Here is a 25,800-nt window from a genome sequence, read left to right as displayed (position 1 = left end):
CGCGTGTCCCGCACTAAGATCTGCGCCGTGGCCCTCGACCCAGACGCCCTCGATACCGACGCCCTCGATCCGAACGCGCGCGCAGCCGGTTCCGGCTATCACCTCGACATCCCGGTCGCGCTGCGCTGGGGCGACATGGACATCAACAACCACATCAACAACGTGCAGATCTCGCGCATCTTCGAGGAGAGCCGCGTGCGATCGTTCTTCGAGTGGATGCCCGACCGGCCGCGGAAGTTCTCGTTCCTCGTCGCACGCCAGGACATCGGGTTCTCCGCGCCCGTCCACTACTCGCTCGACCCCGTCCACGTCCGCACCTGCATCGGACGCGTCGGCCGGTCGTCGTTTGTCATGGCCCTGCGCCTGTTCGACCAGTCCGGGACGTTGTGCGCCACCGCCGAGACCACGATGGTCGTCGTCGACCCGGACACCGGCAGGCCGACCCCCATCCCCGACGACGCGCGGGGTCTGCTGTCCGCGCGGCTCGGGGAACCGGTGCGGTTCCACACACCTCGGACGAACGCAGCGGGCTGACCGGCCCGCGCCCGACCGGCACACCCACCCGATGCTGATCCTGCACCGCGCCGAACGCACCGACACCCTGGCCGATGCGCTGGCCGAGGTGCTGGCGCGTCCGCTCGGCGATCCCATGCGGCCCGACATCGTCTCGGTTCCCGCTGCCGGGGTCGAGCGATGGCTCGCCCAGCATCTGGCGCGACGGCTGGGAACCGGGACCGGCGAGGACGGTATCGCCGCGAACATCGACTTCACCGGGCCGTCCCGGCTTGCGGATGCGATCGGCGCCGCGGTGCTCGGCGATACCCGTCTGCACACCGCCGCCTCGCTCACCGCGCCGGACGACCCGTGGCGCGCGGCCGAGCTGACATGGCCGGTCCTGCGGGTCCTCGACGACCGCATCGACGATCCCGCTCTCGACGTCATCGCGCGGCACATCGGTGCCGGCGACGCCTCCTCGCCCCGGATCGGACGCCGCTACGCCACCGCACGGCATCTGGCCGAGCTGTTCGACCGCTACGGGCGGTCGCGACCGTCCCTGATCGCCGACTGGGCCGCCGGTCACGACCTCGACGGCGCCGGTCGACCCCTGCGGGACGATCTCGCCTGGCAACCCGCATTCTGGCGCGCGGTCCGCGACGAGATCGGCCGCCCGCATCCCGCGGAGAATCTCCCCGCCGTCTGCGATCGCCTGCGCACCGACCCCGAAGCCGGGGGACTGCCGGAACGGTTGTCGGTGTTCGGGCCCACCCGGATCACCGAGTCGTTCCGTCGGATCGCCGCCGCCGCGGCCGTCCACCACGATGTCCACCTGTTCGTGCCGCACCCGAGTCCCCGGTTGTGGGAGGAACTCGGCGCCCTCGTCGATGCCGATGCCGGCGAGGGGGTCCCGCCGCGGCGCGGGGAGCGCGAGCTCCCCGAACTACGAAACCCGTTGCTGGCCGGCCTCTCCCGGGATCTCCAGGAACTCCAGCTGCGTCTGGCCCCGATCGTGGACCGGGATCTGCACCATGCCCCGCGGCAGCCGGTTGTGGCGGATACGGCACTGCACGCCGTGCAGTCGGGGATCCGCGACGACCTGGCCCCCGCGGCTGACCTCACCGCCGCCTCGGCGAGCTCGAACATCCCGGATACCGCGGACCCGTCGGTCGAGGTGCATGCCTGTCACGGACCCGAGCGCCAGATCGAGGTGTTGCGGGACCGATTGCTGCATCTGTTCGCGGCCGATCCGGAGCTGCAGCCGCGGGACGTCCTCGTCATGTGCCCGGATGTCGAGACATTCGCGCCGCTGATCCGTGGCGCGTTCGGCCAGGCAGGTCTGCCGCACCCCGCCTTCGATCTACGGGTTCGCCTGGCCGACCGCGGAATCCGTCACGTCAACCCGATCCTCGACGTCATCGTCGGGGTCGTGGAGCTGGCCGCGGGTCGCGTGACCGCCGGCGAAGTCGTCGACCTCCTCGGCGCCCCGCCGGTACGCACCCGGTTCGCGATGACCGACGACGACCTCGACCTGATCCGGGAATGGTTGGCGCACAGCAACGTCCGCTGGGGCCTGGGTGTCGCCGAACGGGCCCGGTACGGCCTCGAACGATTCCGGCAGGGAACCTTCGATGCCGGTCTGGATCGGATCGCCCTCGGTGTCGTCGCCGAGGAGGCCGACGACGAGTGGCTCGGCACCGCACTGCCGCTGGCCGGCGTCGAGAGCACCGGGATCGACCTCGTCGGCCGGTTCGACGAGTTCCTCGACCGCTTGGGTCGGGTGCTGGCCGAACTGCGGGAAGCAGCTCCCGCGCACCGCTGGGCCGAGACGCTCATCGACGCCGTGTCGTCGCTCACGGCGACCGAGCCCGCCGACGATTGGCAACGCGCCCAGGCCATCCGGATGCTGAGCGAGGCCTTCGGAGACACCCGGCCGGTCGAACCGGAGGAGGTGCTGCGGCTGGCGGACGTGCGAGACCTGTTGGCGGCACTGGTCGCCGGCAGACCGACCCGCTCGAACTTCCGCACCGGAGAACTCACCGTCTGCACGATGGTGCCCATGCGCTCGGTGCCGCACCGCGTGATCGTGCTGCTCGGGGTGGACGCGGAGGTCTTCCCACGCGTCCAACGGATCGACGGCGACGACGTCCTCGGGGTGGATCCGCTGGTGGGCGAACGTAATCCGCGGGACGAGGACCGGCAGTGTTTCCTCGACGCGATCTGCGCCGCGCAGGACTCACTTCTCGTCTTCTACAGCGGTGCCGACCCGGTCTCCGGCCGGCGGATCCCGCCCGCCGTCGTCGTCAGCGAGCTCGTCGACACACTGACCGGCCTGACCGGCGCCGACCCGGTCCGTCGACACTCTCTGCATGGATTCGACGCGCGGAACTTCACTCCCGGTGGCGTCCGGGGGATCTCGGGACCCTTCAGCCACGATTCGTCGATGCTCGCCGGCGCCGAGGCGCTGCGCGAGCCGCCGCGACGCCCGGTGGTGGCCGCGCGCGAGGTCCTCCCGGCGCCGGAACGCACCCTCGACACCGACGACATCGACCTCGCCACCCTCATCGACTTCCATGTCGATCCGATCGTCGCCTTCATCCGGCAACGGCTCGGTGCCCGCATTCCCGACGACGACCGGCCGCACGACGATCAGCTCGACGTCGAACTCGAACCGCTGGACAAGTGGGGGATCGGCGACCGGTTCCTCTCCCGGATGCTGACCGGGGTGCCCATCTCGGACTGCGAGGCCGCCGAGCTCCGGCGCGGCACCCTGCCCCCGTTCGCCTTCGGCACCCGCGAGCTCCGCGCCATCTCCCGGGCGGTGACACGCCTGCACGGTGTCGTCGAGCCGTTGCGGTCGGGGACTCCCCGGACCCTGGACATCCTGGTCCGTCTGCCCGACGGGCGGCGGGTGCACGGGACGGTCGGCGAGGTGTTCGGCGACTCCGGGCCGGCGGCGGTGGTGCGGGCGACCTATTCCAAGCTCAAGGCCAAACAGCAACTCAGCGGGTGGATCACGCTGCTCGCGGTCGCCGCCGCGGCGACCCAGGGCAACGACGCGGCCGGGTCTGTCGAGTCGGCGGTCCTGGTCGGGCGTGCCGCCCGCGGCGGCGGGACCAGCACCGTGCGATTCCGGCGCCCCGAGGACCCGGTCCCGCTTTTGTACGACCTCGTCCGACTCCGCGACGAGGGTCTGCGTCGTCCGCTGCCGTTGCCCCTCGAACCCGCGTGCACCTTCGTCGAGAACGACGGTCCCGGGCGGCGCAGTACGTTCTCGCTGGCCAACGCGCGCAGGAACTTCGAGGACAGATTCGGTCCCGCGCGCGACCCCCATGTGCGGTTGACATTCGGCGGAGACGTGCTGGCCGACGTCGAATTCGACGACCTCCTCGCCTGCCCGACACCCGAGGACCGGACGGTCGGCGGTGTTGATTCCGGGCCTCGCACGCTCGGCGGGGTCGAACTGCCGATGGCCGACGGCGAACCGCTGTTCGCCGGCCTCGCGCGCACTGTGTGGGTGCCGCTCAACCAGCATCGGGAGGGCACATGAGACGCCCGGCCACGTTCGACATCACCGCCGACCTGCCGGACCACACCACGGTCCTGGAGGCCAGCGCGGGTACCGGAAAGACCTATGCCATCGTCGGTCTCGCCGCCCGGCACATCGCCGAAGGCGTACCCATCTCGGAGATGCTGCTCGTGACATTCAGTCGGGCCGCGACCGCCGAGTTGCGGGAACGCATGCGAGACCGCGTGCGGGAGTTGCTCGACGGGCTGGCCCGCCCGGGCGCGGACACCGGTCACGACGCGCTGCTGCAGATGCTGGCGCAGGGCACACCGGACGAGGTCGCCGCGCGGCGTCGCAATCTGGCCCGGGCCCTGAGCGACTTCGACGCGTCGACGATCGCGACCACCCACACGTTCTGCAATCGGATGCTGGAGGCGCTCGGATTCCTCGGTGAACGCGAACTGGTCTACTCGATCGTCGAGGAGGTCGACGAGCTCACCGAAGAAGTGGCCCTGGACCTCTACCTCCGGGGTTTCTGGGCAAGCGACACACCGGAGTTCGACTTCTCCGAGGCCCGCGCCATCGCCCGCGACGCGGTGCGTCAGGCGTCGGTCGCGTTGGCGCCGGACGAGTCCGAGGCGACCGACGGGCCCGCCGCCGACGCGGTCGCCGCCCGCCGGGTGAGTTTCGCCTCCGCGGTCCGCCGCATCGTCGAGACCCGGAAACGCGATGCGCGGGTGCGGACCTATGACGACCTGCAGGCCATCCTGCACCGGATCGTGACCGACCCGGTGGTCGGCGAGCGCGCGTGCCGGCGGATTCGCGACACCTTCACCGTCGTCCTGGTCGACGAGTTCCAGGACACCGACCCGTTGCAGTGGGAGATCGTGCGGCGCTGCTTCCACGGTCACCGTCGCCTCATCCTCGTCGGCGACCCCAAGCAGTCGATCTACGGGTTCCGCGGTGCGGAGGTCCTCAGCTATCTCGCCGCGGTGTCCTCCGCCGACACCCTCCAGGCGCTCGACGTGAACCGTCGGTCCGACGGCGCCCTGGTCGACGCGCTCGGTCACCTGTATGGCGAAGCAGCGCTGGGACATCCGGGCATCGTGGTGCATCCGGTCTCGGCCGCCCATCCGGGGAGCCGTCTGGACGGCCGCCCGCCGTTGCGTATCCGCGCGTTCCTGCGCAACGACTTCTCGTCGCGCAACTCCTACAATCTGCCCTCGGTGAAGGACGTCCGGACCCGGATCGCGATCGATGTCGCCGACGACATCGCACACACACTCGCCCAGGGGACCAGGATCGAGGTCGACGGCACCTCCCGCCCGGTCGACCCCGGTGACATCGCGATCCTGGTGCGGCTCAACAGCACCATCGAGCCACTCCAGCGGGAACTCGCCGAGCGCGGCATCAACTCCGTCATCGGGTCGGGGGTCAACGTGTTCTCCACGACCGCGGCCCAGCACTGGCTGTGGGTGATGCGCGCCGTCGAGCAGCCGTCGCGTGCCGAGCGGGTGCGGCTGGCCGCACTCACGACGCTCCTCGGCTGGTCGACGGAGCGGGTGGCGACCGCGGGCGAACCCGAGATCGCCGAGCTCGGGGCCGAGATGTCGTCGTTGGCACGCGTGTTCGGGCAGGGCGGATTCGCCGCGATGACACAGCGGCTCCTCGATTCGCACGGGGTCGCCGCCCGGGTGCTGGCCACCGAGAACGGCGAACGTGTCCTCACCGATCTCCTGCAGGTGTCCGCGCTGTGCAACAAGCACGTCGTCGAGACCTCGGCCGGACTCAGCGGCCTCGTGGAGTGGCTGGCGGAGCGGATCACGGACACGTCCGCCCGACAGCGGTACGAGGACCAGAGCCGGCGACTCGACCGTGACACCCAGGCGGTCCAGATCATGACCGTGCATGCCAGCAAGGGTCTGCAGTTCCCGATCGTCTATGTGCCCTATGGCTGGGACGGGACGTGGATCGGCGACCGCGGCAACATCACCTACCACGACGAGTCGGGTACGCGGCGGCTCGACGTCGGCGGTGGGCAGGCCCCCGGGCGTGCGGCCCGACGCAAACGGTACGCCGAGGAGACCGCCGGCGAGGATCTCCGACTCCTCTACGTGGCGCTGACGCGGGCGCAGTCGCAGGTCGTGGCGTGGTGGGCGCCGTCGATGAACACCACGAGTGGACCGTTGCACCGGCTGATCTTCGGGCGTGACACCGCGACACGGATTCCGTCCGAGACCGGAGAGTCGGTCTGGGCGGTCGCTTCCGACGTGCCCATCCCGGACGACGACCCCACCTGCGTGAGCGTGCTCCGCACCCTGACCGAACGCGACGCGGCGATCTCGGTCGAACCCGCCGGCCGCATCGAGGCCGTCGGGGTGACGACGCCGGCGCAGGCCGTCGACGAGGCAGCGTCGCTCGGGGTGGCGCGGTTCCGGCGCGCCATCGATCAGGAATGGCGTCGGACGTCGTACTCGGCCATCGTCGCCGACGTCGCGCACGGCGCGCCGGGAGCGCCCGGTGGCCCGGTCGTCACCACCGGAAGTGAACCCACCGAGGACATCCTGAACGACGAGCCGGCCGTCGACCCCGCCGACATCGACGAGGCCCCGGATGGTGAACGGACCGGTACGCCGTCGCTGATGAACGGGCTGCCCTACGGTGCGGCGTTCGGAACCCTGGTGCACGAGGTCCTGGAGTACGTCGACACCTCGGCACCCGATATCGCCGCGCATGTGCGCGAGTTGTGTTCGCGCGCACTCGGGGTCCTGCCGGCCGACATCGACGCCGACACCCTGGTCACCGCGCTGGTCGGCGTTCTCACCACGCCACTGGGATTCGGGGATCTGTGGGGTGTGGAACCGGGTGATCGCCTCGCCGAACTCGACTTCGAGCTCCCGCTGGGACCGTCGGACCGCACACCCGGCGGTGCCGGGGCGACGCCGGGGGTGTTCGCCGAGCTCCTGGACCGACATCTGCCCGACGACGATCCGCTGCGGGACTACGCCGACCACCTCCGCGAACTGCCCGCCCGGGAGCTGCGCGGGTTCCTCACGGGCAGCATCGATTCCGTGCTGCGGACCCCGGATGGGCGTTATGTCATCGTCGACTACAAGACGAACCGGATCCGTCCGGGCGACCTCCTCGTCGAGGACTTCGACACCACGGCGATGGCGGGCGAGATGACCGCCGCGCACTACCCACTGCAGGCGATGCTGTATTCCGTTGCGTTGCATCGCTATCTGCGATGGCGTGTACCGGGTTACGATCCGGTCCGGCACCTCGGTCCGGTGCAGTACCACTTCGTGCGGGGAATGGCCGGTCCGGACACGCCGCCCGGTTGCGGCGTGTTCGAGTGGGCGCTGCCCGCGGAGCTGATCGTCGACCTGTCCGACGCGCTGGCAGGGGTTTCGCGATGAGCATTTCCGATGTCCAGGTGACGGAATGGGCCACCGGTGTGCTCGCCGAGTGGAACGAGGCCGGGGTGCTGGCGGCCGCGGACGTGCACATCACCGATCGTCTCGTCGCCATGTGCGCCGAGCCGGTGTCCGAGACCGCGCGACTCGGCGCCGCGCTCGCCGTACGTGCCGTGCGCCTGGGTTCGACGTGCCTGGCGCTGGATCGGCTGGATGAGCTCGCCGGCGAGACCATCCCGGATCTCACGGTCCCGTCGTCGGAAGCGGTCCTCGACGCCCTGCTCGAGAGCCCGCTGGTGGCCGGCAGCGAGGCGGGTCCGTTGCGTCCGTTGGTCGTACGGCGCTCCGTCGACGGCCCCCTGGTCTACCTCCAGAAGTACTTCCGGCAGGAGCAGACGATCCGGGACACCCTGGCCCGGCGTGCGCAGACCTCGCCCGTGGTCGACGCGGGCGCGCTGCGCGCCGCGATCGCCGCGGTGTACACCTCGCCCGAGGACGGGTACCTGCAGAAGCTCGCCGCCGCGGTTGCCGCGACCCGCTGGACCACCGTCCTGGCGGGCGGCCCGGGCACGGGCAAGACCTACACCGTCGCACGCATTCTCGCCGTCCTGGACGCGCTGCAGGGGCCCGGCCTGCGGATCGGGTTGTGTGCGCCCACCGGCCGCGCGGCGGCTCAGCTGCAGGCCTCGGTGGAGGCGGAGTCGACGGTCCCGGTCACGGCACACGCCGTCACGTTGCATTCGCTGCTCGGATGGCGCCCGGGCGCCAACCCGAGATACGGCCGCGGGCGTACGCTCCCACACGACGTGATCGTCGTCGACGAGACCTCGATGCTGTCGATGACGGCGATGAGCCGCCTGCTCGACGCGGTCCGACCCGACGCGCGGGTGCTCTTCGTCGGTGACCCGCATCAGCTCGCCTCGGTGGAGGCGGGGGCGGTGCTCGCCGATCTCGTCGAACGAACCGATGCGGCCGGGGCGCAGAAGGATTCGGAAACCGCCATGGCGGTGTCGCGGACCGCGCTCGAGGCGGTGCTCGCGGATGCCGACGACGAACCGGACCCGGCGGACAGGGATCAGCTCGCCGACGGCGTCATCACCCTGCGTCGGCAGTTCCGTTTCGGCGGCGGTATCTCACGAGTGGCCGCCGCCGTGAATTCCGGTGACGCCGACGAGGTCCTGCGGCTCGTGGCGGCAAAGGACGTCCCGAATGTCGAGCTCGTGGCTCCCGACGAACTCGACGATGTACGCGCCGATCTCGTCGAGTGGGGGAGGACGCTGCGTGTCGCCGCCCGCCGTGCCGATGCCGCAGCTGCGCTCGATGCACTGGACGCCCACCGCGTGCTGTGCGCGCATCGGGAGGGATCGTCCGGAGTCCGAGGGTGGTCGGCCAGGATCACCGAGTGGCTCGGTACCACGGGTGCCGAAGTCGCCGGATGGTATCCGGGACAGCCGATCCTGGTCACCGCCAACGACCGGCAGACCTCGACCTTCAACGGCGACACGGGAGTCGTGATCGCCGACCCCGAGGGACGGATGTCCGGAGTCGACGCCGTCCGGGTCGCCTTCCGGCGTGGCGGGACGGCGCGACTGTTGCATCCGACGCAGCTTGCCGACGTCGTATCGGTCCACGCGATGACCATCCACCGCAGTCAGGGGAGTCAGTTCCGACAGGTGACGGTGATCCTCCCGCCCACGGGTTCGGAGCTGCTCACCCGCGAGTTGCTGTACACCGCGATCACCCGTGCCCGCGAACACGTGCGGATCGTCGGCACGCCGGAGGTGCTCGCCGCAGCGGTCGACCGTCGCGTGCAGCGAGCCAGTGGTCTGCGATCGACGGTCACGCCGTTCGACGACCGGGATGATCGGGTTCGTCGACGTCCTAGATGAGGTCGCAACCACCGGGGACGAGGTCGCGCCGCTGGTAGCACTCGACGCCGAGCAACTTCTCCTGGATGTCGTCGGGCAGCGACATGAACCCCGAGATGGCCCGGCTGCGATCGATCTCGGAACGATGGGCGGTGACCGCGGCTCGCTTGCGGGCCGCCAGGTCGGACACGTCGACGACCACGTCGATCTCGGACTCCGGCGTCCCGGGCAGCTGCGCCCGGGGGATGTCTGCGAAGAGGCTCTCCGCGAGGATGTCCATCATCCATTCCGGAATCGTGGCGAAATACAGCGAGCGGACTCGCCAAGCAGGCCCGGCGCGGTGGTACAGCTTCGTCGACGCTGCGGCGTCGGCGGCCGCGCATGCGAGTCGATGAGCATGAACATGGTCGGGGTGACCGTAGATGCCCAGCGGGTCGTAGGTGATCACGATGTCGGGCTGGAGAGCACGGATGTGGTGGGTGAGTGCCCGGACCTGTTCGTCGAACGACGCGGCGCACAGTCGTTGCGCGTCGGGGGCCGATTCGGGTCGCCGGTCGTCGGCGTAGCCGAGCATGATCGGTGGCCGGGGCATGCCGAGGATGGTCGCGGCATCGGTGAGTTCGCGGTGCCGGACCGTGCCGTCGGTCCAGGTGCACATCACGAGGTCCACCTCGCCGCCGGCGTCGGTGTGACGCGCGATGAGGCCGCCGGTCCACAGGGATTCGTCGTCGGGGTGCGCGTGCACCAACAGCAGTCGCGGTGTGCCCATCCACCTGGCTTCCTGATCGTTCCCGCACGGCACGGATGTCGTCCGGGTTAGTCGGTCCCCGACCCAGGGTAGCCACACCACCTCTCGGTAAAGTCGGTGTCCGTCCCCACGTGTCGCACCGGGGCGAGGATCCTCGCCGCACGGTGCACGAGAACAGAACATGGAGGTCTGCGATGAGCGCTCAGCCCGAAGTCCACGAGTTCCAGGCCGAGACCCGGCAGCTGCTGGATCTCATGGTGCACTCGATCTACTCCAACAAGGACAGCTTCCTGCGCGAGTTGATCTCGAACGCATCCGACGCGCTGGACAAGCTGCGGCTCGAGTCCCTGCTCGACAAGGATCTCGACGTCGACACCTCCGACCTCCACATCACGCTCGACCCGGACCCGGAGGCCCGAACGCTGGTCGTCGCCGACAACGGGATCGGCATGACCCGGGACGAGGTCGTCGGACTGATCGGCACGCTGGCCCGGTCGGGCACGGCCGAGCTGCGCCGGTCGCTCGCGGAAGCACGCGCGAACGGGGTGTCCGACGCGGCCGCCGAGGAGCTGATCGGCCAGTTCGGCATCGGCTTCTACTCGACGTTCATGGTCGCCGAGAAGGTGACCCTGGTGACCCGCAAGGCGGGGGAGAGCACCGGTACCCGATGGGAGTCGACCGGCGACGGCACGTACACGATCGACGATGTTCCCGACGCCCCGCAGGGAACCTCGGTCACGTTGGCGCTCAAGCCCGTCGACACCGAGGACCACCTCTACGACTACTCGGATCAGTCAAAACTGCGTCAGCTCGTGAAGCGGTACTCGGACTTCATCGCGTGGCCGATCCGGATGGACGTCGAGAAGACGGTCCCGGTCGAGACCCCCGCCGCCGAGACCGCCGAGACCGAGACCGACGAGTCGGGCGAGCCGAAGACGCCCGAGACCAAGACGGTCGTCGAATCGGAGACGATCAACTCGATGAAGGCGCTCTGGGCGAAGTCGCGCTCGGAGGTGACCGACGAGGAGTACCAGGAGTTCTACCGGCATGTCTCCCACGCCTGGGATGCGCCGCTGGAGACCATCACGCTGCAGGCCGAGGGCACCTTCGAGTACCAGGCGCTGCTGTTCATCCCGACGCAGCCGCCGTTCGATCTGTTCATGCGGGACAGCAAGGTCGGCATCCATCTCTACGTCAAGCGCGTGTTCATCATGGACGACTGCGCCGAACTGATGCCGGAGTACCTGCGGTTCGTCAAGGGCGTCGTCGACGCGGCCGACCTGTCGTTGAACGTGTCCCGCGAGATCCTGCAGCAGGACCGGCAGATCCGTGCGATCCGTCGGCGTCTCACCAAGAAGGTCATCTCGACGGTCACCGAGATGCGCGCCGGTCGTCCGGACGACTACCGCACCTTCTGGGATGCCTTCGGCCGGGTGTTCAAGGAAGGTCTCGTCAACGATCCGGACAACCGCGATGCGCTCCTGAAGGCGTCGTCGTTCGCGTCCACCCACTCCGAGGACGAACTCACCACGCTCGCGGACTACATCGGCCGGATGAAGAGCGGTCAGGAGACGATCTACTACATGACGGGCGAGTCTCGTCAGCAGATCGTGAACTCGCCGCACATGGAGGCCTTCCGCGCCAAGGGGATCGAGGTCCTCGTCCTGTCCGATCCGGTCGACGAGATGTGGGTCTCGGCGGGTGCCGAATTCGACGGCAAGACCTTCCAGTCGATCGCCAAGGGCGCGGTCGATCTCGAGGGTGACGACGAGGACACCGACGATTCGGCCAAGGAAGAACAGAACAAGACCTACGCCGATCTGCTGGGCTGGCTCACGACCACCCTGTCCGACGATGTCAGCGAGACGCGGCTGTCCTCTCGGCTCACCGAGTCGCCCGCCTGTCTGGTCGGGGACACGTTCTCGATGTCGCCGCAGTTGGAGAAGCTGTACCGGGCGTCCGGGCAGGAGTTCCCCAAGTCGAAGCGGGCCCTCGAGCTCAACCCCGATCACCCGCTGGTCGCCGCCCTGAACAAGGCCTACGGCGACGGTGATCACGAGCAGTTGGTGCCGACGGCGAAGCTGCTGTACGGCATGGCCGTCATCGCCGAGGGCGGCGAGCTCGACGACCCGGCCGAGTTCGCGAAGATCCTCGCCGGCCGCCTCACCGACTCGTTTGCCGGGAGCGGGTCGTCGGCCGGCTCGGAGTCCTGATCCCGTCCTCCCGACAACGGACGTCACGCCGGTGAGCCGCCGGAGACGAGTGATCGTCTTCGGCGGCTCGGCGGCGGTGCTCACAGTGGTGCTGGTCGCCGCGCTCGTCGTGGGTCTGGCCCGGGAGGACGACCGCGCGACCACACCCGTGGACGCGGTGCGGACCTACCTTCACGCACTTGCCGACGCCGACGCCGACGCCGCCCTGGGGGTCATCGCCCCACGCCCTGACACTCGGTTCCTGACCGACAATGTCCTGCGCGCACAACGTGCAGCCGCGCAGCTCACCGACATCGAGGTCCGGCCTGCGGCTGACGGCGAACCGGAATCGGATGTCCCAGAAATCGATGTCCCAGAAGCCGATGGCCAGGAATCCGACGTCCCGGTGCGCTACCGGATGGGGACGCGGGTGATCGACACCGAGATCCGGACGACGCGGGTCGCCGACGGATGGGCGGTCGTCGACGGCGCGGTCGCGGTGCGGATCGCATCACTGCATGTCGTGCAACCGACGCTCTTCGGTGCCGAGGTCGACGAGGGCGACACGGTCCATCTGTTCCCCGGGCCGCAGCGATGGGGTTCGCGCGACACCGATTTCACCGCGCGGGCATCGGACGACGATCATCCGACCGCGCCCCGGGGACCCATGGCGGTGCGGGTCGTCGGTGAACTGAGTGCCACCGGAGCCGGGGCCGTCAGCGATGCGGTGTCGGCCCACCTGGCCGTCTGTGCGGCGTCGACCGATGCCGAGGCGGGGCGGCAGGTCGAGGGCTGCACCCAACGGCTGTACCGCTCCGCGGTCGATGGCAGTGTCCGGTGGACGGCCCCGCGGAATCTGTCCGGGCTGCGCTATCTGCTTCGTGATCCGGACCCCGGTGCACCCGCGAGCCAGGGCACTGCGGGCGGCTCAGACCCGGGCGTCGTCGACGTCGTCGGGCCCGTACGCTGGCGCGTTTCCTACACCCCGGACTACGACGCCGACGGTCCGCGGGTCGAGACGACCGACGAGCAGTATCTCGTCGGCCATGTCGACCTGACCGAGAACCGGCCCGAGTTCGTCACCGACGGCTGACCGGCATCAGGTCAGCGAGGCCGCAGACGGAACACCGGGATACGGCGGTCGGTGCGCTGCTCGTACAGATCGAAGTTGGGCCACACCGAGCGCAACGTCTGCCAGGCCGCGTCCCGCTCGTCATCGAACAGCTCCGTGGCCACGGCCACGGACACCTCACCGTGCACGATGATCTCGATCTCGTCGGCAGCCCGGACATTGAACACCCACGCCGGCATCGTCGGCCCGCCGAAATACGAGCCGGCGATCAACCAGTCCGAACCGTCCGGGACGGCGAGCAGTTGCGTGGTCCGAATCGCGCCGCTCTTTCGTCCCGGCACGCGGATCGTGATGTTCGGCAGGTCGCCGATGTCGAGCAGGCTGAGCCGGTGGCCCGACACGGATTGGATGACGCTGTCGCACTTCACGATCTGCGGGAGAAAGCGTGGCATCCAGGAGATCGAACCGATCTTCACCGCGAGTCCCCGCCGCACCTTCATGTGTCCAGTGTGTCATGAGCGCTCCGGACCCGACGCCGACTCTCCGGAGATCGGGCCGGTACGTCGAGGTGCTGTCGGTCGGCTCGTGGGGCGCCGCCGATGCCGTGTGATGCTCTGCGCGCGGCAAACACCGAGGTAGCGTTGCGGTTCGTGACGACCGGTGACAGCGTGAAGCGCATCCTGATCGACGGTGGCCAGACCGGGACGCGTGTTCGGATCGAGACGGCCGACGGTCCGGTCGATCGCGATGCGCCGCCGATCCGTACCGACCGGCCGGTCGTGGAGCAGATCGCCGCGACGGTGCGGGACCTCCTCAACTCCCACGCCGGGAGCTCGGGGCTCGACGAACCGACTGGCCCGTGGGTGGTGGCGGCCGGCGTGTCCGGTCTGACTCCCGACGCCTCCCGCCCGGCCGATCTGCTCGATGCTCTCGCCGGGGCGGGCGTCGTTTCCGTTGCACTCGCCCATGATTCGGTGACCGCCTACCTGGCTGCCAACCGACACCAGTTCGGCGCCGTGACCGCGGTGGGCACGGGAGTGGTCACGCTCGGTGTCGGTCGGGCCGGGGTCCGCCGCGTCGACGGCTGGGGGCATCTGTTCGGTGACGCGGGCAGTGCCTACTGGATCGGGCGCGCGGGTATCGCGGCGGCTCTGAGTGCCTTCGACGGCCGGGGACCTGACACCGCGCTTCGTGCGAACGCGGCGGACGAGTTCGGTCCGCTGCCCGAGTTGTACATGGTGGTGCAGGCCGACCCCGACCGGGTCGCCCGCGTCGCCGGCTTCGCGCGGGCGGTCGACGCCGCATCGGAGGCCGGGGACCCGGTCGCGAAGCAGATCATCGACGACGCCGCCGACGAGCTCGCGACCTCGGCGATCACCGCGCTGGACCGCAGCGGCCGGGAGGCCGATGAACCCGTGCGCGTGAGCTGGGTGGGTGGCGTCATGTCGGCCAGCGATCGACTCCGAAATCGATTCGTGGAGAATGTGTCTCGCCGAGACCCCGGGGTGACGGTGGCACCGCCTTATGGGTCGCCTTTCGACGGCGTCCGGCTCCTGGCAGATCTCGACGGCACGCATCCGCTGTCCGAGGAGGTGCACCGCGCGGACTCGGTACCCTGAGCCGGGAATGTCTGTGCTGGGCTGTGTTCGATCGTCACGCGCCGCCGGTTTCGTGGTCGCTGAGGTGGGGTGCGGTAGCTGACCTATTGGTGCGCCGTCGATGACGGGCTTCTTCTTCGACTCGCCCAGTACGAAGCCGGCTCCGATCGTTGTGTGACACCCCGACAACTCCGCGAACCACTCCTCGCCTCACGCCGTGCACATCCCCTGCTCACTTCATCGTCCGGCAGACTGGATCACCACTCTCGACCCAATTTCGAGCCGGATGTGATTGCTGTTCACTGGTGTTGCTGATGGGTGGCAAAGTGCCGAATCGTACTAGACAGCAATATATTTCGAGTCCGTATAGCTGTGAAAACTCCTCGTAATCGAACAAATGTTCCGGCACCTTGGAGTCATGCCAGAGCTCACCACTCTCCTCGACCAGCTCATCGAGACCACACCACCCGCCGACGACCTCACGGGCGTAGCAACATTCGACGCACTCAACACTCTGCGCCTGCTCCGAAACACCATTGATCATCAGATCGTCACGCACGCAGCGCAACTCGAGGAACTCGGGGTCGCACAGAAGGCCGGCGGCACCACCAAGAAGATGTTGATCGAGATGGGCTACGCACCCGCTGCGGCGTTACGTGCCATGCGGAGCGTCGACGCTCTCCCCACGCTGCCCGCCCTGGCCCGTCACGCTGCCGACGGACGCGTGTCCGCAGAAGTCGGCGATGCGATCATCCGCGCCATGGCGCATATTGACAAGCGCTCGCCCACAGCACTTTCCGACGAGGAGTACGCCGGTTACGAGACCGTCCTGATCGGCCAGGCGCTGTCGGGAGCAACACCGACAGAAGTGCAGAAGTTCGCCCGCGCCATCGGCAACACCATCGCCGACACCACCGACACCGGCATCTCCGCCGCCGACGATTCATCGCTCAACACGGTCAACGCCTCCACAACCGACGACGGACGCGTCGAGATCCGCGCCGACCTCACACAGGTGGTCGGCGAGAAGTTCCTGTCCATGATCGACGAACGTGCCTGCCCACGACCCGAACCCGACGGCGCCGACGACCGACGTTCGGCCGAGCAGCGACGCGCGGATGCTTTCGAGTTGATCCTCGACCAAGCAGCGATCGGCGCGAGCATCGACAGTGTTGGTCCTCCCCGGACGCAACTCCTGCTGGCCATTCCCGCCACGGGCGCGGATCCGGCAACGCTGCCGTGGACCGGAGCGGCCAGTCGAGCAACGACCCGGCAAGTGTCATGCGACGGTTCTCTCACCGAGATCGTCCTCGACGGCGAAGCCGTACCGCTGCAGATGGGGCACACCCACCGGTTGTTCCCGGCGCATCTGCGTAAAGCGGTGATCGTGCGTGACACCTGCTGCGTCAAATGCGGTGCACCACCGTCCCATACGCAGGTGCACCACATCGAACACTGGGCCGATGGCGGCCCGACCGACCTCGACAACGGGTGCCTACTATGCCAGCGCTGCCATACCCAGGTCCATCACCACGGCTGGAACGTCGTGATGGGTTTCGACAGGCATCCCTGGCTGGTTCCGCCCGCCGGCATCGATCCCCACCGCCGACCGCTACCCGCCTACAACCGTCGCACCATGCGCCTCGACAGCGCAGCCTGACCCACGCCGCCTGACCGGCCCCGACACCGATTCTCGCGCAGCATCTTCCGACTCGGACCATCCCCGGGACCGCATCTGTTCATTGACAACTCCACAGCGATGCCACTCCGCGCTCCGTCGGCGGCTTGCGCTCCTCGCACCTCAGCGTTGCGGCCCGGCGGCCGTCGTGGACTACGAAAGTAGTCCGCTCCCTGCGGAGGCCGTCACGAAGGGTCGTGGCGAGATGCGTCACCAGACCCCCGGCCGCAACCCCCCGTCTCGACCCGTGGACCCGAGCTCCGCTGGGCCCGGTGGCCTCGCACTCCAGGGGCCGGCGAGTGAGCGGGCCGACCGTGGTCGCGCGAGAACCAGCCGGCTCAGCGGCCCTTGAACTCGGGCTTGCGCTTCTCGAAGACGGCGGTGATGGCCTCGGACAGGTCCTCGCTGGGCAGGAACGCGGAGTTCCATGCGGCAACGTAGCGGAGGCTGTCGTGCACGGCGGCGCTACGCGAATGATCGAGCACAGACTTGATGCCGTGGACCACCAGCGGCGGGTTGTCCGCGATCTCACGCGCGGTCGAGCGGGCGAGGTCGAGCACGGCGTCCTGATCGTCGGCGACGTCGTTGACGAGACCGATCTTCTCGGCGCGGGCGGCGTCGATGTCCTTACCGGTCAGCGCCAGCTCACGCAGGTGGCCGTCGCCGATGATGAACGGAAGACGAGCGAGCGTCCCCACATCGGCGACCATGCCGACCTTGACCTCGCGCACACTGAACTTGGCGTCAGCGCTCGCGTAGCGCACGTCCGCCGCGCAGATCAAGTCGACGCCGCCACCGATGCACCAGCCGGACACGGCCGCGACGACCGGTTTGCGGCAGTCGGCAACCGCGGTGATCCCGGCCTGCAGCTTCCGGAGCGAGTCGAGGAACTCGGTGCGCGGCGCCGCTTTCGCGTCCCCGGCCAGCACGCCCGACAGCGTCCCGCCCATCGCGACGAGGTCGAGACCGTAGGAGAAGTTCTTGCCCGATCCCGTGAGCACCACCGCGCGGACGTCGGGATCGGCGTCGAGGTGTCCGAACAGCTCGGGGAGTTCCTGCCAGAAGTCCGGCCCCATGGCGTTGCCCTTGCCCGGGCCGATCAGGGTGACCTCGGCGATGTACTCGGAGACGGTGACGTCGAACGCCGCCCAGGCGCGGTCGTTCCAGGCTTGGTCTGTCATGCGAGGGAGCCTACTCGGCGGTCAGAAGTGCGCGTGGCCGGATCCGCCGCTCGCGCCGGGGCGCTGCCGGTCCGTCGCGACCCGGGCGGCATCCACCCTGTTAGATGGGCGTATGAGCGGATACATCCAGGAAGACATCGACCCGGAGGAGCTCGCGCACCGGACCGAACTCGCGTCCGCGATCGCGGGCAGCGTCCGAGAACTGATCGATGCGACGGTGCGCACCGAGGTCGGCGAAACCGATATCGCGGAGGCGAGGCGCCTCATCGCCGCCGCCACCGACGTCCTTCGGAAAGATCAGCTGCCGGGGCCGTTCGGCATCCGGTTCAACGCGGACGGGACCAAGCGGTCCTGGGGCAACGCCGTCCTCGGCCGGCGTAACCCGATCGCACCGCCGGTCGAGATCCGTCACGAGACCGACCACAGCTGGCTCGAGGTCGACCTCGGTCCCCAGTACGAGGGGCCGGCCGGACTCGTTCACGGCGGTGTGCTCGCGCTCGTCTTCGACCAGTTGCTGGGTTCGGCCGCGGAGTTCCAGGGTGTGCCCGGTATGACCGGGACCCTCACCGTGCGGTACCGGCGCGGCACGCCGCTCGGCCCGATCCGCGGCGAGGCGAGGGTCGATCGGGTGGAGGGTGTGAAGACCTTCGTCACCGGGACGATCTCGGTCGACGGTGAGGTCACCGCCGAATCCGAGGGCATCTTCATCCTTCCCCGATGGGCCCGCGGCGAGGTGCCCGAGGCCATGCGAAAGTCGGTCGGCGAGGGCTGAACTCGTCGGTCGCGGACCGAGAGCCGCTCGGATCTGTAGCCGGTTGTGTCCCCGATGCTCAGACCTGGGCGGGTGCCGATCGTGGTCCGACGGGCGAGTAGCGCGCGCACAGGAAGGCGCCGTTGCGGGCGAACTCCCGGAGCTCGAAGTCGTACCGCCGCGGGAAGAGTGGCCGTCCCGATCCGAGGGTGACCGGCGCGATCGAGACCACGACGTCGTCGAGCATGCCGGCCTCGGCGAACTGTGCGGCCAGGTCGCCACCGCCCACGATCCAGATGTCACGACCGCCCGCGGTGTCGGTGAGACGGTCACGAAGGTTCGCGGGGTCCCCGACCACCACCGTGATGGTGTCCGACACCGGCGTGAGGGGCCGATGGGTGAAGACGAACGTGGGGATCTCGTATGGCCAGGGTTTCCCGTCCGAGACCTCGTGGTCGAGGATCCACTGGTAGGTGGTCGCACCCATGACGGCCACCCCGACATGCCGGAAGAAGTCGTCGTAGTTCATCGGGCCGCCCTCTTCCTGCGGTTGACTCAACAGCCAGTCGAGGCTGTCGTGGTCGTCGGCGAGGAAGCCGTCGAGGGTGGTCGCCGTGTAGTAGCGGAATGCCATCAGAATCCTCCGGAGTGTCTGCGATGCCACATGATCGGGTCGGGGTCGAGGGTCGGAGCGGACACGTCGACGCCGGACTCCCGCAACATCCACCGGGCGATGAGCCGACGGTGTGCGGAGAACGTCAGGACGTGCGCGACGATCTGCGAGAGCAGGAACGATTCGGGTGGATCGCACAACGCATCGATGACCCGGTCCTGCCATGCGCCGCGGCGATCGATGTCGCGGACCAGAGCCAGCCAGCGCGGTGCGATGTCGCGATGGAGGTCGACGAGGTCGGTCAGCTCGGTCGGCGCAGCCGGCGGGAGGTCAGCTCCCTCGATCGTCGACAACCAGGGGAGCTTGTCCGCGACCAGATGCGAGATCACTTGAGCGAGATTCTCTTCCGGCCCGCTCCAGGACAGCAGCTGGTTCCCGGCCAGGCGCGGTGCGGTCCATGATGCGACGTCGACATTCTTCGCGGCGTCCAGGAGCGCCTCGATGTCGTCGAGATCGTGGCGAACCATGAGCATCACCACGTTGCCGGCGTCCTCGGTCGTGGGTGAGCCGCTGTCGACGTAGAGCGCAGTGGGCGAGTGGAAGTGGATGCCGTTCGGCGCAGGCAGCCAGTGGCTGTGCTCGCCCACCGCGCCCATCCGGCCGGGACTGTGCCCGAAGGCGCGGCTGAACGCGCGTGCGAAGCCGTCCACCGACGAATATCCGGACTCGAAGGCCACATCGGTCACCGACTGGCCGCGCTGCAGCAACCACGCCGCACGTTCGAGGAGCACCCGGCGGCGCAGGGACACCGGTGCCTCGCCTGCGCCACGCCGCACCTGCCGGGTGAAGTGGAACGGCGACGCGTAGGCGCCCGCGGCCATGTCGTCGAGCGACGTGTTGTCGTCGGACAGCACCGCATCGAGCAGTTGCCGGAGGCGGTCACGGTCGGCCGGGGTGGAGGTCACCATCTGAGTATGGAACCGCGGGGCCCCGGCCCGCCCGACCGAAATTGCTCCACCGGCTTCGGTGGCGGATCAGTCCCTGGTCAGCAGCGGGATCAATCGTTCGGTCTTGGCCTCGGTCCAACCCGGTGGCTGCAGGATCTTGGCCCAGGCGGCGGGGATCGCGGACAGGTAGTTGTGGCCGTGCCCGTCGGGGACACCGACCGACACGGCCATGTCCGCGCTGACCTGGAGGAACGTCACGAACGGGATCCAGCGCATCGCCGACAGCACGTCGCGTCCGGGATCCTCCTCGAGCCAGTCCGGTTCGCGCAGGATCAACCGCGGATTCCACCAGGAGATCGGATCGGAGGCGTGTTGCAGATACACCGCGCGACCCGACGGTGACACCCATTCGGCGGTGGGCTCGTCGAGGTCCGGGGCGTCGGCGATGAATCGGACCTGCCGGCCGTCGTCGTAGGTGGGCAACACCTCCGGGGTCCCGTCGTCTCGTGCCCCGGTCGTGTCCACCCACAGTTTGTTGTTGAAGGTCGGGCCGCTGAACAGGGCGCCGTCGGTACGCGCGCTCAACGCCGGGATGGTCCCGAACGCGGACTCGGCCGCAAAGGATCCGAGGCTCTCGCCGAAGACGACGAGCTTCGGGCGCTGGGCCTCGGGCACCTCGCTCACCCGTTCCGAGACCGCTTCGAAGAGAGCCTGTCCTGCCTGCCGGGCACGTTCCTTGTCGACGAGGAACGACAGCCAGCTCGGTAGGTACGAATACTGCATGCTGACCGTCGCGGTGTCGCCGTTGTACATGTATTCGAGGGAGTCCACGGTGGCCTGGTTGATCCAGCCCGTTCCGGTGGTGGAGGCGACGGCGATGAGTTTGCGTTGCAACCCACCGGCGCGAACGAGTTCGTCCGCGGCCAGTTCGGCATTGGCTCGCAGGTCGCTGCCCGACCCGAGTCCGACGTAGGCGCGAATCGGTTCCATCGCAGGCGTTCCGTTGAACTCGCTCAGCTCGGCCACCGTCGGCGACACGGATACGAAGATGCGGCCTTGACGCCCGAGCGAATCCCAGGTCACCAGCGAGCCCGGTCCGCCCGAACGCAGCGGGGTCGTCGGCGGGTTGGAGTCGGCGGTGGTCTCGTCGTTGACCGCGGCGAACGACGAGTTCAGGGCCTGCATCCCGTAGTTGGCAACCACGCCATTGAGCACCAGGACCGTGACGATGATGGCGATCGTGGCCGCTGCGAATGCCGAGATGCGCGGAGGCGCAACATGATTGAGCTTCCGGACGAGCCACACGACTCCGTCGCCCCACGCCTGTCCGATGGTCATCAGCAGGGCGAAGACCACGACGGCGATGAGTAGGATCTGCGGGTAGGCGGTCCACGACAGGAGATCGACGCCCATCATGGTGCGGACCTGGTCCTGCCACCGCTGGAACGCGACGAGCATGACCACCGTCCCCGCGACGGCCGCCAGGCCGAGCGCGACCCAGAGGCGGCGCATCGGCGCGGGCCACGGATCGTCCCGGGAGATCATGTAGCGGATCAGCCACGAGACACCGACGCCCAGGCCGTACCCGACGGTGGCCGACGCCCCGCTCACGATGCCCTGGAACAGCGGACCGCGCGGCAGGAGCGACGGTGTCACCGACAGCCAGAAGAAGACGAGCGCGACCGTCAGCCCGACACACGAATACCGGTGGAGGCGGCGTCTCCACCAGGACGGCTTCTTCTCCTCGGCCTGGCCGGTCGCGGCAGCGCGCTCCGGGACCGGCGAATCGTCCGGTTCCGGAGCTGCGGCCGGCTGCGAGGTGGGTGCACTCGACGACACGTGGGTTCCTCTTTTCTCGAGAACCCGAAAACCGTAACACCGATCGCGGTGTGGCAGCGGCGCTTACGGTGACCGTGACCGTCGTGCCACCGGTCGGCGTCCGTTACTTGACCTCGGACCGCAGAATCCGCAGTACACCCACTCCGAGCGGTAGTCCGATCCAGATCACCGCCGAGACCAGCATCCTCGCCCATTCGCCCCCGGTCGCCCAATCGGCCTCCTGGAACGGCACGTTCGTCAGTCCGGTGTCGACCCACTGCCCGAGATTGTCCTTGAACCACGGGACCAGCTGGCTCACCACGGTCAGGGCGGTGGGCAACGCGAAGTAGGCGACGATCGCGCCCGGGGTGTTCAGGATCAGGGCGGCGAAACCGAATCCGAGCAGCAGGCCGAAGGTCTGCGACACAAACGAATTGACGAATCCGGCGAGGGTGAGGTCCCAGGAGCCGGCGGGATCGGCGAATGCCAGGCCCGCGATCCCGTTGCCGATGACGCCGAGGAGGAGCGCCACCGCGACCGCCGCGACGGCGGTGAGGAGCGCCGCCACCAGCTTCGCCCCGATGACGCGCTGCCGTCGTGGCTCGAGCGTGAACGTGGTCAGGGCAGTGCGCTGACTCCACTCGCCGGTCACGAGCAGGATCGCCAGGATCGGCAGGATGATGGCGGTGGGGATGTTCATCATCCCGAAGAACTGTCCGAGGTTGAGGTTCTCGGGGCTGTTGCGGTTCGCGATGAGCATCGCGATCACGACGACGGCCGCGATCACCCCGATCGAGGCGGTCAGCCAGAAACCGGCGCGGGTGTCCACGAGCTTGCGGAGTTCGACCCGCACGAGCCGGGAGAACGGGATTCCGGGGCGGTCGACGTCGATCACGTCGGCCGGCGGCACGGGTGTACCGAAGTCGGCGAGGGTCATCGGGCTGCTCCTTCGAGTGTGGTGTGTTCGCGCTGGGTCTCGGCGGTCAGCTGCAGGAACATGGCTTCGAGCTGGGCACCGTCGGCGGGCCGTAGTTCGGTGAGGACGACGCCGACGGCGACCGCGGCGCGGCCCACGTCGACGGGGTCGGCATCGACATCGAGTCCACCGGAGGTGTTGCGTTGCACAGTGATACCGGCAGCCACGAGCGCCTCGCCGAGCGCGGCGTCGTCGAGTGACCGGACACGCGTGCCCGCCCCGGCGAGGAGCTCGTCCTTGGTGCCCTGCGCCACGATCCGGCCGTTGCCGATCACGACGATGTCGTCGGCGACGATCTCGATCTCGTGCAGGAGATGCGACGACAGCAGGACCGTCCCGCCACGGTCGGCATATCCACGCAGGAGGGTTCGCATCCAGTGGATGCCGGCCGGATCGAGTCCGTTCGCCGGTTCGTCGAGGATGAGGATCTTCGGATCGCCGAGCAGTGCCGCGGCGATACCGAGCCGCTGCCGCATGCCGAGGGAGTAGTTGCGCACTCGTCGCCCGGCTTCCTCCGGGGTGAGGCTGACCAGTTCGAGCATCTCGTCGACGCGGTCGCGGCCGATGCCCATCGTCATCGCCGACAGGCGCAGCACCTCTGCGCCGGTTCGGCCTGCATGCTGCGCCGAGGCGTCCAGGAGGATGCCGACCTGCGTCGCCGGATTCGGGATCGCCCGATAGTCGACGCCGTAGAGTTGGGCCACCCCGGAGGTCGGCGGCGTCAGTCCGGCGATGATGCGCATCGTCGTCGACTTCCCCGCGCCGTTGGGGCCGAGGAATCCGGTCACCTGCCCGGGGCGGCAGGTGAAGGACACGTCATCGACCGCGACGTAGTCGCCGTAGCGCTTCGTCAGATTCTTCACTGTGATCATGTCGTCCATCGTGTCGTTCCCGCACGCTGCGCACATCGGGCGTCCGGACACCGTCGTATCGGCCGAAAGTCGTAGGGGTCGGCACCCATCGGTCGGACGCGGTCCACGTCGGGCACGACTACGGTGACGGTGTGCGTCCCGAGCAGTACCAACCCCCGATGACGTGGACCGGCCGACTGTGGCGGCTCGCGGTGATGCTCTGCATCTCGGCCGGCGCCTTCGCGACTCGTGCGTCGTACCTCTGGGACGAGGCCCGGTGGTGGTTCATCGCCGATCTCACGCTCGGGCTGGTGTCCTTCATCGTCATCTGGTGGCGCCGACGTCATCCCGTGCCGGTCACGACGTTCGTCAACATCGTGACCATCGTGTCGTCGTCGTCACTCGGGCCGGCGATCCTCGCCATGGTGTCGCTGTCGACCCGGCGGCGTTGGCGCGAGATCATCCCGCAGGCCGTGCTGTCCGTCGTAGCGGGCATCATCGCCCTCGAGTTCTTCGCCACTCCCACCGAGGCGAGTGATCCGGTCATCGTCCAGTACGCGGTGACGGCGGTCGCGACGGGGGCGATGGTCGCGTGGGGTCTCTACATCGGCTCGCGCCGTGAGCTTCTCGCGAGCTGGCGGGCGCGGGCGCTCGCCTCGGAAGCCGAGCAGCAGGCGAAGGTCATGCAGGCGCGGTCGCTGGAACGGGCGCGGATCGCCCGGGAGATGCACGACATCCTCGCGCATCGCATCTCGGCGATGAGTATGTCGGCGGGTGCGCTGGCCTACCGCTCGGACCTGTCCGCCGAGCAGATCCGCGAGACGGCGCAGACGATCCAGGAGACCTCACATCTCGCGTTGACCGAACTCCGGGAGGTGCTCGGGGTTCTGCGTGAGGGTCCCGGCGATGCCACTCCGGAGAAACCGCAGGGGGTGCCGGACCTGTCGGGGCTGATCGAGGAGGCCCGACGGCTGGGTATGCGCGTGGAGAGCCGCTGTGACATCGACGTGGGTTCGCTGAGTCCGGGGATCGCGCGGACGTTGTACCGGTGTGTGCAGGAGGCCCTGACCAATGCGCGCCGCCATTCGCCGAGCGCGCCGGTGACCATGCACATCCGCGGCGGACCCGAGCACGGGGTCGATCTGCTCGTCGAGAACCCACTACCGCTGTCGATGGGTTCGAATGCTTCCTCACCGGGATTCGGCCTCGTCGGCCTCGCCGAGCGGGTGCAGCTGCACGGCGGCCGGCAGTCGGCGACGGTCAGTGAGGACAAACGCTTCCTGCTGCACGTCTGGCTACCGTGGCAGTCATGACCGCCCGCATCATGATCGTCGACGACGACCCGCTCGTCCGTTCCGGACTCCGGCTTCTCCTCGGGGGCGATCCAGGTCTCGTCATCGTCGCCGAGGCCGGCAACGGTCAGGAGGCCCTCGACATCCACGGCGCCGCGCCCGTGGACCTCGTGCTCATGGATCTGCGGATGCCCGTCCTCGACGGGATCGCGGCGACCGGCCGATTCAAGGAGCTGACCTCACCGCCGGCGGTCATCGTCCTGACGACCTTCGACGCCGACGACTATGTGGTCCGCGCACTCGCGATGGGCGCCGACGGCTTTCTCCTCAAAGACACACCGCCCGACGACATCGTCGCCGCCATCCACGAGGTTCTCGACGGTCGGCCCGCGCTCAGTCCCTCGGTGACCGCCGCATTGATCAAGCAGGTCGTGAGCACCGGTGGCAGTCGTGCGTCGTCCGCGTCCGGGCGGGTCGACCTGCTCACGGCACGCGAACGCGACGTGGCCGTCGAACTGGCCCGCGGCGCGTCGAACGCCGAAATCGCCCAACGCCTCTACATGAGTCTCGCGACCGTCAAGGCGCACATCTCGCACATCTTCACCAAGCTCGATGCGACCAACCGAGTCCAGGTCGCGATCCTCATGCACGATGCCGGGATGGTGTGAGTACGCAGTATCTGCGGCCCGGCGGCCGTCGTGGACTATGAAAGAACACTCGTGAGCGTCTACATCTCTGCTCCCTGAGGTGCGAGCGAAGCCACCCCCATTAGGGTCTCCGCAACTCGTCTCGCCAA

General features: G+C 68.7%; 19 protein-coding genes. 11 read left to right on the top strand and 8 right to left on the bottom strand.

The annotated features are described in order from the left end of the window. Window positions 1–27 precede the first annotated feature (27 nt). The 4 genes from BCM27_RS13940 to recD are packed head-to-tail and all read left to right on the top strand — an operon-like array spanning window position 28 to window position 9,308. A complete protein-coding gene (locus BCM27_RS13940) occupies window positions 28–534 on the top strand; it encodes an acyl-CoA thioesterase (RefSeq protein WP_033204905.1) in 507 nt (168 codons plus the stop codon). Window positions 535–565: 31 nt separating this feature from the next. Then, window positions 566–4,045, top strand: coding sequence for an exodeoxyribonuclease V subunit gamma (recC, locus tag BCM27_RS13935; RefSeq protein WP_033204903.1), 3,480 nt, complete (start codon window positions 566–568; stop codon window positions 4,043–4,045). Beyond that, complete coding sequence (locus tag BCM27_RS13930) at window positions 4,042–7,422, top strand: UvrD-helicase domain-containing protein (RefSeq protein ID WP_033204901.1); 3,381 nt, start codon at window positions 4,042–4,044, stop codon at window positions 7,420–7,422. Before recC ends, BCM27_RS13930 begins: the two co-directional genes overlap by 4 nt. After that, entirely contained in the window at window positions 7,419–9,308 is a 1,890-nt protein-coding gene (gene recD / locus BCM27_RS13925; RefSeq protein ID WP_004018722.1) for an exodeoxyribonuclease V subunit alpha, read from the top strand. The genes BCM27_RS13930 and recD overlap by 4 nt, the downstream gene beginning before the upstream one ends. Here the strand turns inward: recD and BCM27_RS13920 are convergent. After that, window positions 9,301–10,056 carry a PIG-L family deacetylase gene (locus BCM27_RS13920; RefSeq protein WP_004018721.1) on the bottom strand — a complete coding sequence of 252 codons (756 nt, stop codon included), beginning with the start codon at window positions 10,054–10,056 and terminating at the stop codon, window positions 9,301–9,303. The genes recD and BCM27_RS13920 overlap by 8 nt on opposite strands. Window positions 10,057–10,229: 173 nt before the next feature. Between BCM27_RS13920 and htpG the strand changes: the two genes are divergently transcribed. After that, complete coding sequence (htpG, locus tag BCM27_RS13915) at window positions 10,230–12,248, top strand: molecular chaperone HtpG (protein ID WP_004018720.1); 2,019 nt, start codon at window positions 10,230–10,232, stop codon at window positions 12,246–12,248. Between the two features lie 31 nt (window positions 12,249–12,279). Further along, complete coding sequence (locus tag BCM27_RS13910) at window positions 12,280–13,320, top strand: hypothetical protein (protein WP_004018719.1); 1,041 nt, start codon at window positions 12,280–12,282, stop codon at window positions 13,318–13,320. 11 nt (window positions 13,321–13,331) lie between these two features. On the opposite strand, the gene BCM27_RS13905 is transcribed toward BCM27_RS13910, so the two are convergent. Further along, entirely contained in the window at window positions 13,332–13,799 is a 468-nt protein-coding gene (locus tag BCM27_RS13905; protein WP_004018718.1) for a nitroreductase family deazaflavin-dependent oxidoreductase, read from the bottom strand. Between the two features lie 99 nt (window positions 13,800–13,898). On the opposite strand from BCM27_RS13905, the gene BCM27_RS13900 reads away from it, so the two are divergent. After that, window positions 13,899–14,918 (top strand): N-acetylglucosamine kinase, encoded by a 1,020-nt coding sequence (locus BCM27_RS13900; RefSeq protein WP_081486952.1) that lies wholly within the window; start codon window positions 13,899–13,901, stop codon window positions 14,916–14,918. 376 nt (window positions 14,919–15,294) lie between these two features. Beyond that, on the top strand, window positions 15,295–16,557 hold the full coding sequence (locus BCM27_RS13895) for an HNH endonuclease (RefSeq protein ID WP_033204898.1): 1,263 nt from the start codon (window positions 15,295–15,297) through the stop codon (window positions 16,555–16,557). A 356-nt stretch (window positions 16,558–16,913) separates the two neighbouring features. Here BCM27_RS13895 and BCM27_RS13890 read toward each other — a convergent pair whose 3' ends face one another. Then, window positions 16,914–17,756: a crotonase/enoyl-CoA hydratase family protein gene (locus tag BCM27_RS13890; protein WP_004018714.1), complete on the bottom strand. Its 843-nt coding sequence runs from the start codon at window positions 17,754–17,756 to the stop codon at window positions 16,914–16,916. A 112-nt stretch (window positions 17,757–17,868) separates the two neighbouring features. Here BCM27_RS13890 and BCM27_RS13885 point away from each other — a divergent pair, with 112 nt between their 5' ends. Further along, window positions 17,869–18,528 (top strand): PaaI family thioesterase, encoded by a 660-nt coding sequence (locus tag BCM27_RS13885; protein WP_004018713.1) that lies wholly within the window; start codon window positions 17,869–17,871, stop codon window positions 18,526–18,528. Between the two features lie 58 nt (window positions 18,529–18,586). Here the strand turns inward: BCM27_RS13885 and BCM27_RS13880 are convergent, their stop codons facing one another. The 5 genes from BCM27_RS13880 to BCM27_RS13860 form a co-directional block, all read right to left on the bottom strand. Then, window positions 18,587–19,141 (bottom strand): dihydrofolate reductase family protein, encoded by a 555-nt coding sequence (locus BCM27_RS13880; RefSeq protein WP_004018711.1) that lies wholly within the window; start codon window positions 19,139–19,141, stop codon window positions 18,587–18,589. Continuing rightward, window positions 19,141–20,088 carry a helix-turn-helix transcriptional regulator gene (locus BCM27_RS13875; RefSeq protein ID WP_004018710.1) on the bottom strand — a complete coding sequence of 316 codons (948 nt, stop codon included), beginning with the start codon at window positions 20,086–20,088 and terminating at the stop codon, window positions 19,141–19,143. Before BCM27_RS13875 ends, BCM27_RS13880 begins: the two co-directional genes overlap by 1 nt. Before the next feature lie 66 nt (window positions 20,089–20,154). Next, on the bottom strand, window positions 20,155–21,906 hold the full coding sequence (locus BCM27_RS13870) for an alpha/beta hydrolase (protein ID WP_004018709.1): 1,752 nt from the start codon (window positions 21,904–21,906) through the stop codon (window positions 20,155–20,157). Window positions 21,907–22,009: 103 nt separating this feature from the next. After that, complete coding sequence (locus BCM27_RS13865) at window positions 22,010–22,822, bottom strand: ABC transporter permease (RefSeq protein WP_004018708.1); 813 nt, start codon at window positions 22,820–22,822, stop codon at window positions 22,010–22,012. Continuing rightward, a complete protein-coding gene (locus tag BCM27_RS13860; RefSeq protein ID WP_004018707.1) occupies window positions 22,819–23,742 on the bottom strand; it encodes an ABC transporter ATP-binding protein in 924 nt (307 codons plus the stop codon). The genes BCM27_RS13865 and BCM27_RS13860 overlap by 4 nt, the downstream gene beginning before the upstream one ends. 149 nt (window positions 23,743–23,891) lie before the next feature. Here BCM27_RS13860 and BCM27_RS13855 point away from each other — a divergent pair, with 149 nt between their 5' ends. Beyond that, window positions 23,892–25,025: a sensor histidine kinase gene (locus BCM27_RS13855; RefSeq protein ID WP_239450601.1), complete on the top strand. Its 1,134-nt coding sequence runs from the start codon at window positions 23,892–23,894 to the stop codon at window positions 25,023–25,025. Further along, window positions 25,022–25,672 carry a response regulator gene (locus tag BCM27_RS13850; RefSeq protein WP_004018704.1) on the top strand — a complete coding sequence of 217 codons (651 nt, stop codon included), beginning with the start codon at window positions 25,022–25,024 and terminating at the stop codon, window positions 25,670–25,672. Before BCM27_RS13855 ends, BCM27_RS13850 begins: the two co-directional genes overlap by 4 nt. Window positions 25,673–25,800 lie beyond the last annotated feature (128 nt).

The organism is Gordonia terrae (assembly GCF_001698225.1).
Classification (GTDB): Bacteria; Actinomycetota; Actinomycetes; order Mycobacteriales; family Mycobacteriaceae; genus Gordonia; species Gordonia terrae.
Note: the sequence above shows the minus strand (reverse complement) of the source record. Positions and strands in the feature narration are given on the sequence as shown.